Here is a 16364-nt window from a genome sequence, read left to right on the forward strand (position 1 = left end):
TTCGTGATATCTGCAGCCGCTCTCCCCCACGATCTGATCGCCCGCGTCGACGAGACGGTCGACGCCGACACCGACCGGCTGGTCGAACTGTTCAAGGACATCCATCGCAACCCCGAGTTGGCTTTCGGCGAGGTGCAGACGTCCCGACTGATCGAGAAGGCGTTGCAGAACCTCGGTTTCGATGTCACGAAGGGCATCGGCCGCACCGGCATCGCCGCCACCCTCCGCAACGGCGACGGTCCCGTCGTCATGTATCGCGCCGACATGGATGCGAACGCCATCGAGGAGCAGACGGGACTGGACTACGCGAGCGAAGCCCGGGTGACGTGCGAGGACGGCTCCGTCGTGCCCGCAGCGCACATGTGCGGCCATGACGCGCACGTCACGTGGCTGATCGGGATGGCGAACGCGATCGTCTCGGTGCGCGACTCCTGGTCGGGCACTGCGGTGTTGATCGGCCAGCCTGCCGAGGAGCCGATCACCGGAGCCAAGGCGATGGTCGACGACGGGCTCTACAACTTCATCCCGCGCCCCGACGTCCTCATCGGCATGCACACGATGCCCGCAGCCGTGGGGACGGTCTCGTCGTCCCCCGGCCCGCGGCTGGCGGGCACCGACCAGGTGGACATCGTCTTCCACGGCGTCGGCGGCCACGGCTCCGTGCCGGATGCGACGACCGATCCGGTGCAGATGGCGGCGCGCGCCGTCGTCGACTTCGGATCGATCGTCTCCGAACGGGTCGACCCGGCACAGACCGCCGTCCTCACGGTCGGCGCGATCTCGGCAGGCGTCGACAACAACGTCATCCCGTCGCAGGCGGTGATCAAGACGAACATCCGCTGGTACGACCCGCAGGTCCGCGAGACACTGCTCGACGCGATCGGATCGGTCGCCGAACAGGTCGCCCGCGACGCCGGAGCCGACGCCGAACTGCTCCCGGAGATCGTCATGAAGGGCGGTTCCCTCCCCCTGGTCAACGACCCCGAGCTCGCCGACTCGATGGCGCGGTCGCTAGCTTCGATCATCGGCGACGACCAGGTCCTCACCGATCTGCCGGCCGCGACGGCGTCCGAGGACGTGCAGATCCTGAAAGGCCCGTACCCGGACATGCCGTTCAACTATCTGATGGTGGGCATCGCCGACCCGGCGAGCGCCCCGTTCGCGTTGCACACCCCGCATTACGTCGTCGACCTCACCGCTGTTCCGTACGGCACGAAGATCGCTGCGTACGCGATGCTCGGGCTTCTCGGAGCGAGCTGACCGGACTCATCACGGACTCGGCTGCATCTCCGCGAAGATCCGCGGCAGGGCCGACCGGCTCGCCTGTCGCACGTGATGCTCGCCTGCCCGACGCGCCCCGTCGACGTCTCCGGAGACGACGGCGTCCCGGATCGCGCGGATCTCGGCCAGCGTCTCGGGATGCCGCTCGGGCAGTGCCAGCGAGTAGCGCCGCAGCAGGTTGATCCGGACACGCAGCAGCCGGAGCGTCGACGTCAACTGGTCGTTGCCCGCGCCGAGCATCAGCACGTCGTAGAACTCGTCCTTCGCGGCGATGATCTCGGTGAGGTCGCCGCCGTCGACGGCAGCCTCCAGCCGTTCGATCACCGCCCACAGGCGCTGTTTGTGCTCGAGGGTCCCGCGCCGCGCGAAGAGACTGCAGGCCAGTGACTCCAAGGACTCGCGCAGTTCGAACATCTGCTCGGCGTCCGCATACGACACCGTGACGACCACGGCCCCACGGTTGGGCTCGATGGTCACGAATCCCTCCGCCTCGATCTGCCGCAACGTCTCCCGGACGACGGTGCGCGAGACGTCGAAGTCCTCGCACAGTTCGCGCTCGTTGAGTCGCGAACCCGGTTCGAGCACACCGGTGCTGATCCGGTCGCGGATCGATTCCGCAAGACGTCGACGAGTCGGCGCCGCCACTGCAGCAGTCTCGTCCCCGCCCATCACGCTCCTTCTCGGATCGTCATACATCTCCCGATCGTCATACAGTCTCGTCTCAGCCACATCATGCCAACAACGAATGTACTCGCAGGTAACTCGGTGTTGATTTCAATCATTTCACCGACGATAACCGTGATCGGGTCCACATCAGTGGAGGATTCATATGGATCGTCATACAATCTCAAGTATCTCGCCCCTGAATCACAAGGAAGTCCGTGACGTCTGCACCCGCCCCGATCGACTACTCGCTCTCCCGTTCCTGGCTCCTCGCCAACGGCGACCGCCCCGACGGCTTCGCCGATGCGACCGCGTCCGAAGCCGACCAGGTGATCTTCGACCTCGAGGACGCGGTCGCCCCCGCACGCAAGGCGACCGCCCGCGACACCGTCGCCGACTGGCTCGCACGCCCCGGACACTCGGGCTGGGTTCGGATCAACGACGTGGACTCCGGATTCTGGAGCGACGACATCGCTCGCCTGCGCTCTAACCCCGGACTGCTCGGCGTGATGCTCGCGAAGGTCGAGTCGGCGGCCCACGTCCAGGACACAGTCGCCGCGTTCGGCGGCCGCGTCCACGTGATCGCGCTCGTCGAGTCGGCCCTCGGTGTCGAGGAGGCGACGGCGATCGCTCGCGCAGGCGCCGTCCGGCTCGCGTTCGGCAGCGGCGACTACCGCCGAGACACGGGGACCGCCGCGACCGATCTCACGATGGCCTACGCCCGCTCCCGGCTGACCAACTCCTCCCGCGTCGCGCGACTCCCGAACCCGATCGACGGGCCGACGCCCGGGCCGGACCTCGACCTGCTCCGCACCCAGACCGCTGCCGCACGCGATCACGGAATGACCGGCCGCCTGTGCCTGTTCGGCGCGCAGACCCGCGTGGTCAACGAGGCGATGAGCCCGACCGAAGCCGACGTCGACTGGGCTCGCGAGTTCCTCTCCGATTTCGCTCTCGCAGGCGGCCAGGTCCGCGACGGAAGCGACAAACCGCGCCTGTACGAAGCCGGCCGGATCACCCGCCTCGCGTCCGCGTATGGCGTCGCCGCCCGAATCTGACGCCCGCTGGTCGAGACACGCCGAAGGCCGGCCACCCTCGCGGGTGACCGGCCTTCGGTTGAGTTCTGCGTGAACTGCTGATCGTCAGATCAGAAGCCCATGCCGCCCATCTCGTCGCCGCCCGGCATTGCCGGTGCAGCGTTCTTCTCGGGCTTGTCGGCGACGACGGCCTCGGTGGTGAGGAACAGAGCCGCGATCGAGGCTGCGTTCTGCAGCGCCGAGCGGGTGACCTTCACCGGGTCGTTGATGCCTGCAGCGAGGAGGTCCTCGTAGCCGTTGGTCGCAGCGTTCAGGCCGGTACCGACCGGCGAGTTGCGGACCTTGTCGGCGACGACGCCCGGCTCGAGGCCTGCGTTGATCGCGATCTGCTTGGCCGGAGCCTCGAGCGCGACGCGCACGATGTTGGCGCCGGTCGCCTCGTCGCCCTCGAGCGTGAGGCCGCCGATGGCCGCCTCCGACTGGAGCAGAGCCACGCCGCCGCCTGCGACGATGCCCTCTTCGACGGCAGCCTTCGCGTTACGGACTGCGTCCTCGATGCGGTGCTTGCGCTCCTTGAGCTCGACCTCGGTCGCGGCGCCGGCCTTGATGACTGCAACGCCGCCTGCCAGCTTGGCCAGACGCTCCTGCAGCTTCTCGCGGTCGTAGTCGCTGTCGCTCTTCTCGATCTCCGAGCGGATCTGCGCCACGCGGCCTGCGATGGCCTCGTTGTCGCCTGCGCCATCGACGATGGTGGTCTCGTCCTTGGTGACGACGACCTTGCGAGCGGTACCGAGCAGCTCGACGCCTGCGGTCTCCAGCGAGAGGCCGACCTCTTCGCTGATGACCTCGCCACCGGTGAGGATGGCGATGTCGGCGAGCATGGCCTTGCGACGGTCACCGAAGCCCGGAGCCTTGACGGCGGCGGACTTGAAGGTGCCCTTGAGCTTGTTCACGACGAGGGTCGAGAGGGCTTCGCCCTCGATGTCCTCGGCGATGATCAGCAGCGGCTTGCCTGCCTGGATGACCTTCTCCAGCAGCGGCAGGAGGTCCTTGATGGTCGAGATCTTGCCCGAGACCAGCAGGATGTACGGGTCTTCGAGGACGGCTTCCTGGCGGTCGGCGTCGGTCACGAAGTAGCCCGAGATGTAGCCCTTGTCGAAGCGCATGCCCTCGGTGAGCTCAAGGCTCAGTCCGAATGCCTGGGCCTCTTCGACCGTGATGACGCCTTCCTTGCCGACCTTGTCCATCGCCTCGGCGATGAGCTCGCCGATGGCGGGGTCGCCCGCGGAGATACCGGCGGTAGCAGCGATCTGCTCCTTGGTGTCGATCTCCTTGGCGGACTTCAGGAGCGACTCGGTGACGGCCGCGACGGCCTTCTCGATGCCGCGCTTGAGGCCGAGCGGGTTGGCGCCGGCTGCGACGTTGCGCAGACCTTCGCGAACCAGCGCCTGCGCCAGAACGGTTGCGGTGGTGGTGCCGTCGCCTGCGACGTCATCGGTCTTCTTGGCGACTTCCTTGACCAGCTCTGCGCCGATCTTCTCGTACGGGTCGTCCAGCTCGATCTCCTTGGCGATGGACACGCCATCGTTGGTGATCGTGGGGGCGCCCCACTTCTTCTCCAGGACGACGTTGCGTCCCTTGGGTCCGAGCGTGACCTTGACGGCGTCGGCCAGGCTGTTCAGGCCGCGCTCGAGTCCGCGACGGGCCTCTTCGTCGAAAGCAATCTGCTTTGCCATTGGTAAGTGATCCTCCGGTGGGGGGTGACACTAAGTTTTCGTAGGGTCGGACTCGATGCCCGCGACGGACGACCGGGGTGTCTAGTGACCGGCCTCACCGTTCCGACCTGGCACTCACACGCCGTGAGTGCCAGGTTCCGTTTTAGCACTCGCCCATGGAGAGTGCAAGGTCGGCCGACTCGTCCGCTGGTCGGGCCGGAACGACTACCGTCGACTCATGTCCGGCGAACTCATCGCGATCACGGTGCTGGGAACAGTCCTGGCCGCCGTCCTCATCGTGATCGCCCTGCGCACCCGGCGCGTCGTGTCCACTCCGGCCGAACGCGCCGTCCATGACACGCTGCACACCGCAGCACTGGCGGCCCGCCCGCTGCGAGACGGACTCACCCGCGACTCGGCGGCAGCCGCCGTCGGCCCGCTGCGATCGCTCACCACCGCGGAGGGCGTGGCCCTGTACGGTCCCGACGCCGAAATCCTCGCGCGCGACGGCGACGATGACCTGTGGACACCACCGGTCGCCGCGGCCGCCGCGCGACTCGCGGCCACCGCGCTGAACGAGCAGCACCCGAGTGTGCAGCGCGACCCCGGCGGCAGCGCAGCCATCGCCCGGCGGCTGCTCGCCGCCCCGCTGCTCACCGACGACGTCGGTGCGGGCGTCCTCGTCGTCGCGACCCGCGACGAACCGGGGCCCGGCAAGATCGGGACGATCACGGAGGTCGCACGATACGTCGCGAGCCAACTCCAGCTCGCCGAACTCGACGCGTCCCGCGCACGGCTCGACCGGGCCGAAGTCCTCGCCCTGCGCGCCCAGATCAGCCCACACTTCATCTATAACGCGTTGAACACCATCGCGTCGTTCGTGCGCACCGACCCCGACCGCGCCCGCGAGTTGATCCTCGACTTCGCGGACTTCACCCGGTACTCGTTCCGTGCCGCGGGCGAGTACACACCGCTGGCCGACGAACTGCGCAACATCGATCGCTACCTCACTCTCGAACGAGCCCGCTTCGGCGAAGGACTCACCGTCAAGTTGCAGGTCGCCCCGGAAGTGCTCGGCGTCGTCCTGCCGTTCCTCGCGTTGCAGCCACTCGTGGAGAACGCCGTCCGTCACGGAATGGCAGGCCGTAAGACCGGCACCGTCTCGATCATCGCCCGCAACGTCGGCTCCGACTGCGAACTCAGCGTCGAAGACGACGGTGCAGGCATGGACCCGGAACTCCTGCGGACCGGGGCCATCGACGCACTCGACCCCGCGGGGCCGGCCGAGTCCGACGGCGCCCACGTCGGCCTGACCAATGTGGACCAACGCCTACGGTCGGCGTTCGGCAACGACTACGGTCTGATAGTCGAGACCGCTGTCGGCGCGGGCACCAAGGTGAGCATGCGGATTCCCAAGTTCGCCGCCGGGATCCGGGTCGACTCGTAGCCGAGACGCCCAGCCGAGACCGAAGAGGACAGCACACACGATGACTGGCACGCGATGACCGGACTGATCGTCCTCGCCGTCGACGACGAGGCTCCCGCCCTCGACGAACTCGCATTTCTGCTGAACCGCAACGGAGCCGTCGACCAGGTGCTGACTGCGTCCGATGCGACGTCCGCGCTGCGCGAGCTCGCCGATCATCGTGTCGACGGAGTGTTCCTCGACATCTCGATGCCCGCCCTGTCCGGAATGGAATTGGCAGGGGTCCTGGCCAAGTACGCGGACCCGCCGCCCGTCGTCTTCGTCACCGCGCACGACGACCGCGCGGTGGAGGCGTTCGGCGTCGGGGCCGTCGACTACCTTCTGAAACCGTTGCGCGAAGACCAGTTGACACGGGCCGTCGAGCGTATCGCCGCACACGAGCGTCCCCGCCCCGACGAGTCCGTCGGCGACGACGCGGTGATCCCGGTCGAGTCCGGCGGCGTCACCTCTCTGGTGCGACGCGACGCGATCTCCTGGGTCGAAGCAGTCGGTGACTACGCCCGCCTGCACACCGACACCGGATCTCATCTGGTCCGGGTCACGCTGTCGACGCTCGAGTCCAGGTGGCAGACCGCAGGCTTCGCACGGGTGCACCGCAGTTACCTGGTGAACCTTCCGATGGTGGTCGGTCTACGGTCCGCAGGCGCGTCGACCATGGTCCGCGTCAAGGCCAACGGCGTATCGCAGGCCGTGGAGCTACCGGTGAGTCGACGACAGGTGCGCGAGCTCAAGGACCGTCTGGTCCGCGACCCGATGCGCACCATTCGCAGCGGCGGTCCGGCGAGCTCGGGCAGCTGACGTGCCCGAGCGTCCACCACGCGAACGCGTCGTCCTGTCTCAACGACGCGGCGCCCGCATGGTCCGCACCCGAGTGCAGGTGGCGCAGCAGAGCGGAGTCGGCGAACACCTCGTCCGCGGGCTCGTACGCGCGCAACTCGGCCTCGCACTGCGCCTGGGACTCGCCGTGGTGCTGATCTTCGTCGCAGTGCCCATCCTCGGAGCCACCGTCGATCCGTTCGCGGCATCCACCGTGTTCGGGGTCCGACTCAACTGGATCGTGCTCGGCGTGCTCCCCTATCCCGTGCTCTACCTGGCCGGCCGTCTCTACATCCGGCTCGCCGAACAGGCCGAACGCGATTTCATCCGGCTGACCGATCATGATCTCGACTCCGCTCGATCAGCGGAAGGACCCGCTCGATCAGCGGAAGGACCCGCTCGATCGGCGGAAGGACCCGCATGAGCGATCACGCCACCCTCCTCACCGTGGTCGCAGTCCTGGCGGCAGCGATCGGCACGCTCGCGGCGGGCGCGTACGCGGGACGCGGCGCCCGCTCCACATCGGACTTCCTGGTCGCGTCCCGCAGCATCGGGTCGGGGTGGAACGCAGCCGCGATCGCAGGCGAGTACCTGTCGGCGGCGTCGTTCCTCGGCGTCGCCGGACTCGTGGCCAAATACGGCGCTGACGCCCTCTGGTACCCGATCGGGTTCACCGCCGGATACCTCGCCCTGCTTCTGTTCGTCTCCTCGCCGCTGCGCAGGTCGGGCGCGTACACGGTCCCGGACTTCGCCGAGTTCCGCCTCGCGTCCAAGAACGCGCGCAAGGCGACGATGATCATCGTCGTCGCCATCTGCGTGCTGTATCTGGTCCCGCAACTGCAGGGAGCCGGCCTCACCCTGAACATCCTGCTCGGCCTGCCTCCCTGGATCGGCGTGGTCGCGATCGGACTGCTCGTGATCGCCAACGTCGTCGGGGGCGGCATGCGGTCGGTGACGTTCGCGCAGGCCGTCCAGTACTGGCTGAAGCTCACCGCCGTCGCCGTGCCGGCTCTCGCGCTCGCCATCCTGTTCATCCACCACGACGAGGACCTCGGCGACCCGCTCCCGCCGCGCGTCGAGAGCGCCACCACCGTGAGCATCGACCGCACGGTGTCGGTGACCGTCGCCGACCCGACCGGCGTCCGGATCGACGGACGCCAGGCCGAGGCCGGGACCATCACTGTCGACGGCGGGTCCACGGTGACGTTGGCCGAGGGCTCCGCGACCCCGGTGGTCTCCGACGCCCCTCAGACCGGCGCGCAGTGGGCGACGTCGGGCGGCGGATTCGGCGGCGACCACCCCCTCTACCAAGTGCTCTCACTGATGGCTGCGACGTTCCTCGGCGCCGTCGGTCTCCCCCACGTCCTGGTCCGCTTCTATACGAATCCCGACGGGCGGGCCGCGCGGCGCACCGCACTGAACGTCATCGCGGCACTGTCCGTGTTCTACCTGTTCCCGACGATCCTCGGGGCCCTCGCGCGAGTCTGGACGCCGCAGGTGCTGACCACCGGAAACACCGACGCCGCCGTCCTGCTCCTCCCGACCGCCGCGATGTCCGGAATCTGGGGGACACTGCTCGGCTCCCTCGTGGCCGCCGGCGCGATCGCTGCGTTCCTCGCGGCCTCGTCGGGCCTGCTCGTCAGCATCGCAGGCGTCATGTCGACCGACCTGCTGCCTGCCGGTGTCCGCAGCTTCCGGATCTGCGCGCTGATCGGCGGGCTGGTGCCGATCGGCCTGGCATTGGGTGCGGGAACGCTCGACCTGTCCCGGTCAGTCGGTCTGGTGTTCGCCGTGTCCGCATCGACCTTCTGCCCGCTGCTCCTCCTGGGAATCTGGTGGCGAGGGCTCACTGCGGCCGGCGCGATCGCGGGACTCGTCGTCGGCGGCATTGCCTCGGCGACGGCCGTCGCCCTGGTCGTCAGCGACGCCGTCGACGACTCGCTCGCAGGCGGGTGGCCGACGGCGATCGTCGACTATCCGGCAGCGGTGACCGTGCCGGTCACGTTCGCCGTCATGATCGCCGTCAGCATTGCGACTCGGTCGTCGCGACCAGCGAACGTCGCGAGCGTCTTCGCGGCGATGCACGTGCCCGAGCGGCTCGGTCTGGGCGTCGAACGAACACCCTGACCGCCGCGGGGCCCACCGTTCGTCGGTGCCGGACGACCGTTCACCGCACGACGCACGGACCTCATCGATCAGATCACAAACAGTATCGTCTGTGATCTGACTCTCCTTCATTCTTCTCACATGCGAATCCACTATCGACTCTCACGTGCAGTCGACTCTCAGGTGAAGGAGTGATCGTGTCCGAACAGGCACCACCGCCGACCGAGCGGCCCCAACCGACGCCCGAAGAATTCCTGACCGCGCAGGCGAGTCCGGAATTCACCAAGCTCCGCCGAACTCTGCTCCGGTTCATCGTCCCGATGTCCGTGTTCTTCCTCGTCTGGTATGCCGTCTACGTCCTGCTCGGCGCGTTCGCGCACGACTTCATGGCGATCGAAGTGTGGGGGAACATCAACCTCGGCCTCGTTCTTGGTCTGCTCCAGTTCGTGACGACGTTCGCGATCACCGGCGCCTACGTCAAATTCTCGGGCCGTGACCTCGATCCGGCCGCCGAACAGATCCGCCAGAACTTCGCCGACGGCGTATACGCAGACCCCGCGGAGGGAACCCGATGACCATCAACCTTCTCGCCGCCGAGCCCGAAGCCGTCGGCAACACAACCGTCAACATCTCGATCTTCGTGGCATTCGTCGCGGTCACCATGTTCGTGGTGATCCGCGCCAGCCGGAAGAACGCTTCGGCGTCGGAGTTCTTCACTGCCGGTGGCGGTTTCACCGGCCAGCAGAACGGCATCGCCATCGCGGGCGACTACCTGTCGGCCGCCAGCTTCCTCGGGATCGCAGGCGCGATCGCCGTCTACGGCTACGACGGCTTCCTGTACTCGATCGGCTTCCTCGTCGCGTGGCTCGTCGCGCTCCTGGTGGTCGCCGAACTGTTGCGCAACACCGGTCGGTTCACGATGGCCGACGTGCTGAGCTTCCGGTTGAAGGAACGGCCCGTTCGCATGGCCGCCGCGCTGTCGACCCTCGTCGTCTCGCTGTTCTATCTCCTCGCCCAGATGGCCGGGGCAGGCGGCCTGGTCGCGCTGCTGTTGAACATCCACGACAAGACCGGCCAGAGCGTCGTCATCGCCGTCGTCGGCGTGCTGATGATCGCCTACGTGCTGATCGGCGGCATGAAGGGCACCACGTGGGTGCAGATCATCAAGGCCTGCCTGTTGATCGCGGGCGCCGTCGTGATGACTGCGATCGTCCTGGTCAAGTTCGGGTTCAACATCTCGCACCTCCTCGGCGAGGCACAGCACATGATCTCCGGTTCGGCCGACGAGGCCGTCGCCTCGCGTGACGTGCTCGCCCCCGGAGCCAAGTACGGCGGCTCTACCGAGTCGAAGATCAACTTCCTCTCCCTCGGCCTCGCACTCGTTCTCGGCACCGCGGGTCTGCCGCACGTACTGATGCGCTTCTACACCGTGCCGACCGCCAAGGAGGCTCGCCGTTCGGTCGTGTGGGCCATCTCGCTGATCGGAGCCTTCTACCTGTTCACCCTGATCCTCGGTTACGGTGCCGCCGCCCTCGTCGGCCCGGACCGGATCCTCGGCGCTGCGGGCGGCGAGAACTCCGCGGCTCCGCTGCTGGCGCTCGAACTGGGTGGCACCGTCCTCCTCGGGATCGTGTCCGCGGTGGCGTTCGCGACCATTCTCGCCGTCGTCGCAGGCCTCGCGATCACCGCGTCAGCGTCGTTCGCCCACGACATCTATGCGTCGGTTATCAAGCGCGGCAAGGCATCCGAGTCCGACCAGGTGCGTGTCTCGCGGATCACCGTCGTCGTCCTCGGCATCGTGAGCATCGTCCTCGGCATCCTCGCCAACGGCCAGAACATCGCGTTCCTCGTCGCCCTGGCGTTCGCCGTCGCGGCCTCGGCCAACCTGCCGACGATCGTGTACTCGCTGTACTGGCGCCGGTTCAACACCCGCGGCGCCCTGTGGAGCATGTACGGCGGCCTGATCTCGTGCATCGTCCTCATCGTCTTCTCCCCCGCCGTCACCGGCGGCCCCAAGGCGATGGTCTCGAGCATCGACATCTCGTACTTCCCGCTGGAGAACCCGGGCATCGTCTCGATTCCGCTCGCGTTCCTCCTCGGCATCGTCGGGACGCTCACCTCGCGAGACCGCGGCCAAGCAGCCAAGAACGCCGAGATGGAAGTCCGGTCGCTGACCGGTGTCGGAGCCGAAGGGGCCGTCGCCCACTGACTCACTGCCCACTAACTCGCGGTGACCTCACTGCGACATGCAGAAATCAGTACGCTCAGCAGACAGCGCGGACTAATAGTCCACCGCGGTCGCTGAGCGTACTGATTTCTGCGGTGGGGCTATGCGTCCTGGATGCGCGCGAAGGGGCGGGCGGCCTCGAGTTCGTAAGACAGTTCCAACAAGGTGCGTTCGTCGCCGATGTCGGCAGAGAAGTGGACGCCGACCGGCAATCCGTCGGGAGTCGACGCGAGCGGCAGAGTGACCGCGGGCGTCCCGCTCACATTGTTCGCAGGCGTGAACGAGACGTAGTCGATGAGCTTGTCGAAGATCTCGTCGAAGTCACCCGTCGGCGACAGGTACCCGATCTGCGGCGTCGCGTGCGCGAGCGTCGGCGACAGAACGACGTCGAACTGATCACACAGACCACGGAAGGCCGCCGTCCCCTTGTTCAGTCGGCGGATCACGAACGGCAGCCGGTACATGCGCCGGAAGAACCGGCCCGACAGGGCTTGGGTGAACGGGTCGAGCTGCGAACGGTCGAATCCCTTCCCGACCGTCTTCGGACCGAACCGGTCGATGCCGAACGCCATCATCGCCCAGTAGTCGGCGAAGTCGTCGATGTACGACCGTTCGACCGGCAGCGGGACCGTCTCGACCCGGTGGCCCAACGACTCCAGCAGTTCGACGGTGTCGTTCAACGCAGAATTCGTCGGCGCGTCCAGCAGACGCCCGGTGATCGGCGCATTGACGAGTGCCACCCGCAGCCGACGACTGCCGGGTCCCTCGACGTGACCGATCGGCGGCAGACCGCCGGTGTCACGACGCGATTCGACATCGGCGAGGAACGCGGCACTGTCCCGCACCGACCGGGTGAGGACACCGTTCGAGACCAAGTCGATCGGAAGTTTTCCAGCCATCGCGGCGGGGGCTGTCCGCCCCCGCGACGGCTTCAACCCGACCAAGCCGCACGCGGCGGCCGGAATCCGAATCGAACCGCCTCCGTCGTTCCCGTGCGCGATCGGCAGCACGCCCGACGCGACGAGAGCCGCTGCGCCGCCGGAGGATCCGCCGGAGGAGAAGTCCGTGTCCCAGGGGTTCCGCGTCGGCGCGCGGTCCGCGAACTCGGTGGTCGCCGTCAGCCCGAAAGCGGGCGTCGCGGTCGCGCCGATCACGTTGAATCCGGCGCCGAGGAACTCGCCGGTGAACGCCTCGTCCGCCGATGCGGACGCAGCGGGCGTCGCTGCCGACCCGTTCCGCGTCGGCACGCCGCTGAACGCGGTGTTGTTCTTGATCGCCGACGGCACACCGGCGAACGCCCCGTGGAAGTCGTCGCCGGTCCGCGCCCGCGCACGCTCCCGATCGTCGAATGCGATCGCCGACAACGTCGGCTCCACCCGGTCGAGGCGAGCCAGTGCGGCGTCGAGGACCTCGGCGGCGCTGACCTGGCCGGACGATATCCGTTGCGCCACGTCGAGGGCGTCCGAGTCACCGAGAGCATCATCGCCGAAGGCGTGAACGTGTTTCATGTCTTCGCAGCGTACTGCGAATCGTCGCGCCGCTCGATACCAAGGAGTAGGAAAGAGTTCATGCAGCTTCGTTTCACCCCCGAAGAGGAAGCGTTCCGGGCCGAGCTCCGCGAATTCTTCACCACCGAGATCCCCAAAGACATCCGACGGCGCAACGCCGAAGGCAAGACGATCCACCCCGACGACGTCGTCACCACCACCCAGATCCTGAACACGCGCGGCATCGCCGTGCCCGCCTGGCCCGTCGAAGCAGGCGGACAGGACTGGACTCCGGTGCAGCACCACATCTGGCGTGAGGAGATGGCGCTCAACTTCGTACCCGACCTGCTGCCGTTCAACGCGGGCATGGTCGGTCCCGTCATCGCCCAGTTCGGCAGTGAGGAGCAGAAGGAGAAGTTCCTCCCCGCCACGCGGAACCTCGATCTCTGGTGGTGCCAGGGATTCTCCGAACCCGAAGCCGGCAGCGACCTCGCCTCGCTCAAGACTCGCGCAGTCCGCGACGGCGACCACTACATCGTCAACGGCCAGAAGACGTGGACCACCCTCGGCCAGTACGCCGACTGGATCTTCATGCTCGTGCGCACCGACCCCGATGTGAAGAAACAGGCGGGCATCAGCTTCCTGCTCATCGACCTCGACACCCCCGGTATCGAGATGCGGCCGATCCAACTGATCGACGGCGGTCACGAAGTGAACGAGGTCTTCTTCAGCGACGTCCGCGTCCCAGCCGAGAACCTCGTCGGCGAGGAGAACCAAGGCTGGACGATAGCCAAGTTCCTGCTGGGCAACGAGCGGTCCGGCATCGCTCGCGTCGGCTACACCAAGACCAAGCTGGCGCGCGCTAAGCAGCTGGCCGCCGAGATCACGACTCCGACCGGCACTCTGCTCGACGATCCGGCGATCGCCGCCCGCCTGGCCGAACTCGAGAATCAACTACTCGCCCTGGAGATCACCCAGTTGCGGGTGGTCGCCGGTTCGTCCGACGGCAAGCAGAACCCGGCGTCGTCGCTGCTGAAGCTGCGCGGATCGCAACTGCAGCAGGACGCGATGGAACTCCTCGCCGACATCGCCGGGCCCGACTCCCTCCCCGTCGCAGGCGTCGACGCCGATGCGGCCAACGGCACCGCCGACGTGCTCTCGCCCGAGTGGGCTCAGCTCACCGTGCCGACCTACCTCAACTACCGCAAGGTCACGATCTACGGCGGCTCCTCGGAGGTCCAACGCCAGATCATCGACAAGGCCGTGCTCGGACTGTAGGTCCCCGTCGGTAGAGCGTCCCCCCGCTGGTCGAGCGTCCCCCGCTGGTCGAGCGAAGTCGAGACCCCTGAACCTGAAAGAGAACCCATGCAATTCGATCTTTCCGAAGAGCAGGTGATGTTGCGCGACACCGTGCGCGACGTCCTGACCTCCACGTACAACGTCGAGAAGCTGCGCGAGGTGACCGACACCGATCTCGGTTGGAGCCGCGACGTGTGGCGTTCCCTCGCCGAGATCGGCATCCTCGGCCTCGTCTTCAGCGAGGACGACGGCGGGATGGGCGCAGGCCCCGAAGAACTCTCCGTCGTCATGGAGGAGATCGGCGCGAGCCTGGCGCCCGAGCCGCTCCTGGGGTCGGTGATCGTGCCCGGCATGCTCGTCGCCCGCACCGCCGACGACGCCACCCGCGCCGAGATCGTCGCCGGGCTGTCGTCCGGCGCACGGATGCTGGCGTTCGCCCACACCGAGGCCGGCGACCGGTGGCCGCACACCGCGGTGGCGACGGCAGCCGCCGACGGCAGGCTGACCGGCACCAAGACCCTCGTCGATCACGGCGACTGCGCCGACACGTTCGTGGTCTCCGCGCGCGAACCCGACGGCGCGATCGCGCTCTACCTGGTCGCCGCCGACGCGGACGGGCTGACTCGCACCGCGTACCGCACGCACGATCGACGACGCGGAGCGCAACTCGAACTGTCCGGAGCGCCGGGCACGCGTCTGCACGGCGGCACGGACGCGGAACAGGCGATCGCCGACGTCGAGGTCGCCACCCAGTCGGCGCTGTGCGCCGAGGCCGTCGGAGCGATGACCTGCGCATTGGACATGACGACCGACTATCTGAAGTCGCGCAAGCAGTTCGGGGTCCCCCTCGCCACGTTCCAAGCGCTGTCGCACCGAGCCGCAGAGATGTTCGCCTCCGCCGAACTGGCCCGCAGTATGAGCACCTATTTCACCGCGTCGCTCGCCGACGGCGACTACGATCCGATCACCGCGTCGCGGGCCCGTCTGCAGATCAACCGGAGCGGCCGCCACGTCGGGCAGGAAGCAGTCCAGATGCACGGCGGCATCGGGATGACCGCCGAATACCCCGTGGCCCACTACGTCAGCCGCCTCACCGCGATCTCCCACACGCTCGGGGACGCCGACGCCCATCTCGCACGACTGTCCGGGTCGGTGGCCGATTGGGAGATGGTCACCGTCGGCTGAGCGATACAGTCGTCGCATGGAACCGCTGGAGATCTTCCGTAGCGACATCGCCGACGTCACGTCGTACGGCCTGTTGTCGGTCGCGTTGCTCATCGTCGGATTCGCCGCGCTCGACCTGGTGACTCCCGGCAGCCTGCGCACCAAGGTGTGGGTGGAGCAGAACCGATCGGCCGTGGTCCTGTCGGTCGCTCAGTCGGCAGGCCTGGCGATCGCGCTCGCGGCGGGGATCGGCGCGTCGACCGAGTTCGAGTTGTCCAAGGGCGTGCTGTTCACGCTCGGCTACGGCATCGCGACCATCGCGCTGATGATGTTCTCGTTCGTCCTCGTCGACTGGCTCACCCCCGGCAAGCTCGGATCCGTACTGCTCGACGAGGCCGACGGCGGTTACTCGCGTGCCGCGTGGCTCAACGCGGTGGTGTTCGTCGCGATCGGACTCTTCGTCGCTGCCGCCTTGTGACGCGTAACCAGTTGTCACAGAAACTGGCCGCTGGTCTATTGTGACGGGCAATACAACCGTTGGAAGGACATCCCATGGCTGCACCCATCATCGAAGACTCCATCGACGTGACCGCGTCGCCCGAAGCCGTCTGGTCGGTCATCAGTGATCTGCCGCGGATGGGCGAGTGGAGCCCGCAGTGCAAGAAGATGGTCGTCTTCGGCGGCGAGGTGAAGCAGGGCGCCCGCACGCTCAACGTGAACCGCCGCGGTCCCCTCTTCTGGCCGACGACCGCCAAGGTGGTCGCCTTCGAGCCGAACCGGGAGATCGCGTTCCGCATCGCCGAGAACCACACGGTGTGGTCGTACCGGATCGAGCCGACCGAGACCGGGTCGCGGGTCACCGAATCACGGGCGGCCGCGGGCGGCAAGACGACGTCGGTGTCCGCGTTCCTCGTCGACAAGGTGTTCGGGGGCAACGACTCGTTCGAGGACGAGCTCCGCGCGGGCATCCGTGAGACGCTCGGCAAGGTCAAGCGGGCAGCCGAAGGAGCCTAGTCCGGCGACCTCTAGACTTACCTCAACGCAAAGCGCTCACGGACGACCCGCTGCCGGAGCCAGACGTGA

The 16364-nt window shown here is 67.4% G+C and carries 15 protein-coding genes; 12 read left to right on the plus strand and 3 right to left on the minus strand.

What is annotated here, in order from left to right; translation table 11 throughout:
- Positions 1 to 3 precede the first annotated feature (3 nt).
- Entirely contained in the window at positions 4 to 1260 is a 1257-nt protein-coding gene (locus L5G32_RS02160; protein ID WP_237009357.1) for an amidohydrolase, read from the plus strand.
- 9 nt (positions 1261 to 1269) lie between these two features.
- Here L5G32_RS02160 and L5G32_RS02165 read toward each other — a convergent pair whose 3' ends face one another.
- Entirely contained in the window at positions 1270 to 1950 is a 681-nt protein-coding gene (locus tag L5G32_RS02165) for a GntR family transcriptional regulator (RefSeq protein WP_237009358.1), read from the minus strand.
- Between the two features lie 212 nt (positions 1951 to 2162).
- Here L5G32_RS02165 and L5G32_RS02170 point away from each other — a divergent pair, with 212 nt between their 5' ends.
- Complete coding sequence (locus L5G32_RS02170; RefSeq protein WP_237009359.1) at positions 2163 to 3002, plus strand: HpcH/HpaI aldolase/citrate lyase family protein; 840 nt, start codon at positions 2163 to 2165, stop codon at positions 3000 to 3002.
- Between the two features lie 89 nt (positions 3003 to 3091).
- Here L5G32_RS02170 and groL read toward each other — a convergent pair whose 3' ends face one another.
- Entirely contained in the window at positions 3092 to 4717 is a 1626-nt protein-coding gene (gene groL / locus L5G32_RS02175; RefSeq protein ID WP_237009360.1) for a chaperonin GroEL, read from the minus strand.
- A 217-nt stretch (positions 4718 to 4934) separates the two neighbouring features.
- On the opposite strand from groL, the gene L5G32_RS02180 reads away from it, so the two are divergent.
- The 6 genes from L5G32_RS02180 to L5G32_RS02205 all read left to right on the plus strand — a co-directional run bounded on the left by L5G32_RS02180 (position 4935) and on the right by L5G32_RS02205 (position 11313).
- Complete coding sequence (locus L5G32_RS02180; RefSeq protein ID WP_237009361.1) at positions 4935 to 6143, plus strand: sensor histidine kinase; 1209 nt, start codon at positions 4935 to 4937, stop codon at positions 6141 to 6143.
- Positions 6144 to 6197: 54 nt separating this feature from the next.
- Positions 6198 to 6980 carry a LytR/AlgR family response regulator transcription factor gene (locus L5G32_RS02185; protein WP_237009362.1) on the plus strand — a complete coding sequence of 261 codons (783 nt, stop codon included), beginning with the start codon at positions 6198 to 6200 and terminating at the stop codon, positions 6978 to 6980.
- Between the two features lie 58 nt (positions 6981 to 7038).
- Positions 7039 to 7422: a hypothetical protein gene (locus L5G32_RS02190; protein WP_237009624.1), complete on the plus strand. Its 384-nt coding sequence runs from the start codon at positions 7039 to 7041 to the stop codon at positions 7420 to 7422.
- A complete protein-coding gene (locus L5G32_RS02195) occupies positions 7419 to 9125 on the plus strand; it encodes a sodium/solute symporter (RefSeq protein ID WP_237009363.1) in 1707 nt (568 codons plus the stop codon). The genes L5G32_RS02190 and L5G32_RS02195 overlap by 4 nt, the downstream gene beginning before the upstream one ends.
- Positions 9126 to 9301: 176 nt before the next feature.
- Positions 9302 to 9679, plus strand: coding sequence for a DUF485 domain-containing protein (locus tag L5G32_RS02200; RefSeq protein ID WP_237009364.1), 378 nt, complete (start codon positions 9302 to 9304; stop codon positions 9677 to 9679).
- Positions 9676 to 11313: a monocarboxylic acid transporter gene (locus L5G32_RS02205; RefSeq protein WP_237009365.1), complete on the plus strand. Its 1638-nt coding sequence runs from the start codon at positions 9676 to 9678 to the stop codon at positions 11311 to 11313. Before L5G32_RS02200 ends, L5G32_RS02205 begins: the two co-directional genes overlap by 4 nt.
- A gap of 119 nt (positions 11314 to 11432) precedes the next feature.
- Here L5G32_RS02205 and L5G32_RS02210 read toward each other — a convergent pair whose 3' ends face one another.
- Positions 11433 to 12839 carry an amidase gene (locus tag L5G32_RS02210; RefSeq protein WP_237009366.1) on the minus strand — a complete coding sequence of 469 codons (1407 nt, stop codon included), beginning with the start codon at positions 12837 to 12839 and terminating at the stop codon, positions 11433 to 11435.
- Between the two features lie 60 nt (positions 12840 to 12899).
- Here L5G32_RS02210 and L5G32_RS02215 point away from each other — a divergent pair, with 60 nt between their 5' ends.
- The 4 genes from L5G32_RS02215 (at position 12900) to L5G32_RS02230 (ending at position 16295) form a co-directional block, all read left to right on the plus strand.
- Positions 12900 to 14096 carry an acyl-CoA dehydrogenase family protein gene (locus L5G32_RS02215; protein ID WP_237009367.1) on the plus strand — a complete coding sequence of 399 codons (1197 nt, stop codon included), beginning with the start codon at positions 12900 to 12902 and terminating at the stop codon, positions 14094 to 14096.
- Positions 14097 to 14183: 87 nt separating this feature from the next.
- The gene (locus tag L5G32_RS02220) at positions 14184 to 15302 is read left to right on the plus strand and encodes an acyl-CoA dehydrogenase family protein (protein WP_237009368.1); all 1119 of its coding nucleotides are present in this window, start codon (positions 14184 to 14186) and stop codon (positions 15300 to 15302) included.
- Between the two features lie 16 nt (positions 15303 to 15318).
- Positions 15319 to 15759 (plus strand): DUF350 domain-containing protein, encoded by a 441-nt coding sequence (locus L5G32_RS02225; protein WP_237009369.1) that lies wholly within the window; start codon positions 15319 to 15321, stop codon positions 15757 to 15759.
- Positions 15760 to 15833: 74 nt separating this feature from the next.
- On the plus strand, positions 15834 to 16295 hold the full coding sequence (locus L5G32_RS02230) for an SRPBCC family protein (protein WP_237009370.1): 462 nt from the start codon (positions 15834 to 15836) through the stop codon (positions 16293 to 16295).
- The last annotated feature ends 69 nt before the right edge of the window (positions 16296 to 16364 follow it).

The sequence above is a fragment of the Gordonia zhenghanii genome (genome assembly GCF_021738965.1).
GTDB classification, from domain to species: domain Bacteria; phylum Actinomycetota; class Actinomycetes; order Mycobacteriales; family Mycobacteriaceae; genus Gordonia; species Gordonia zhenghanii.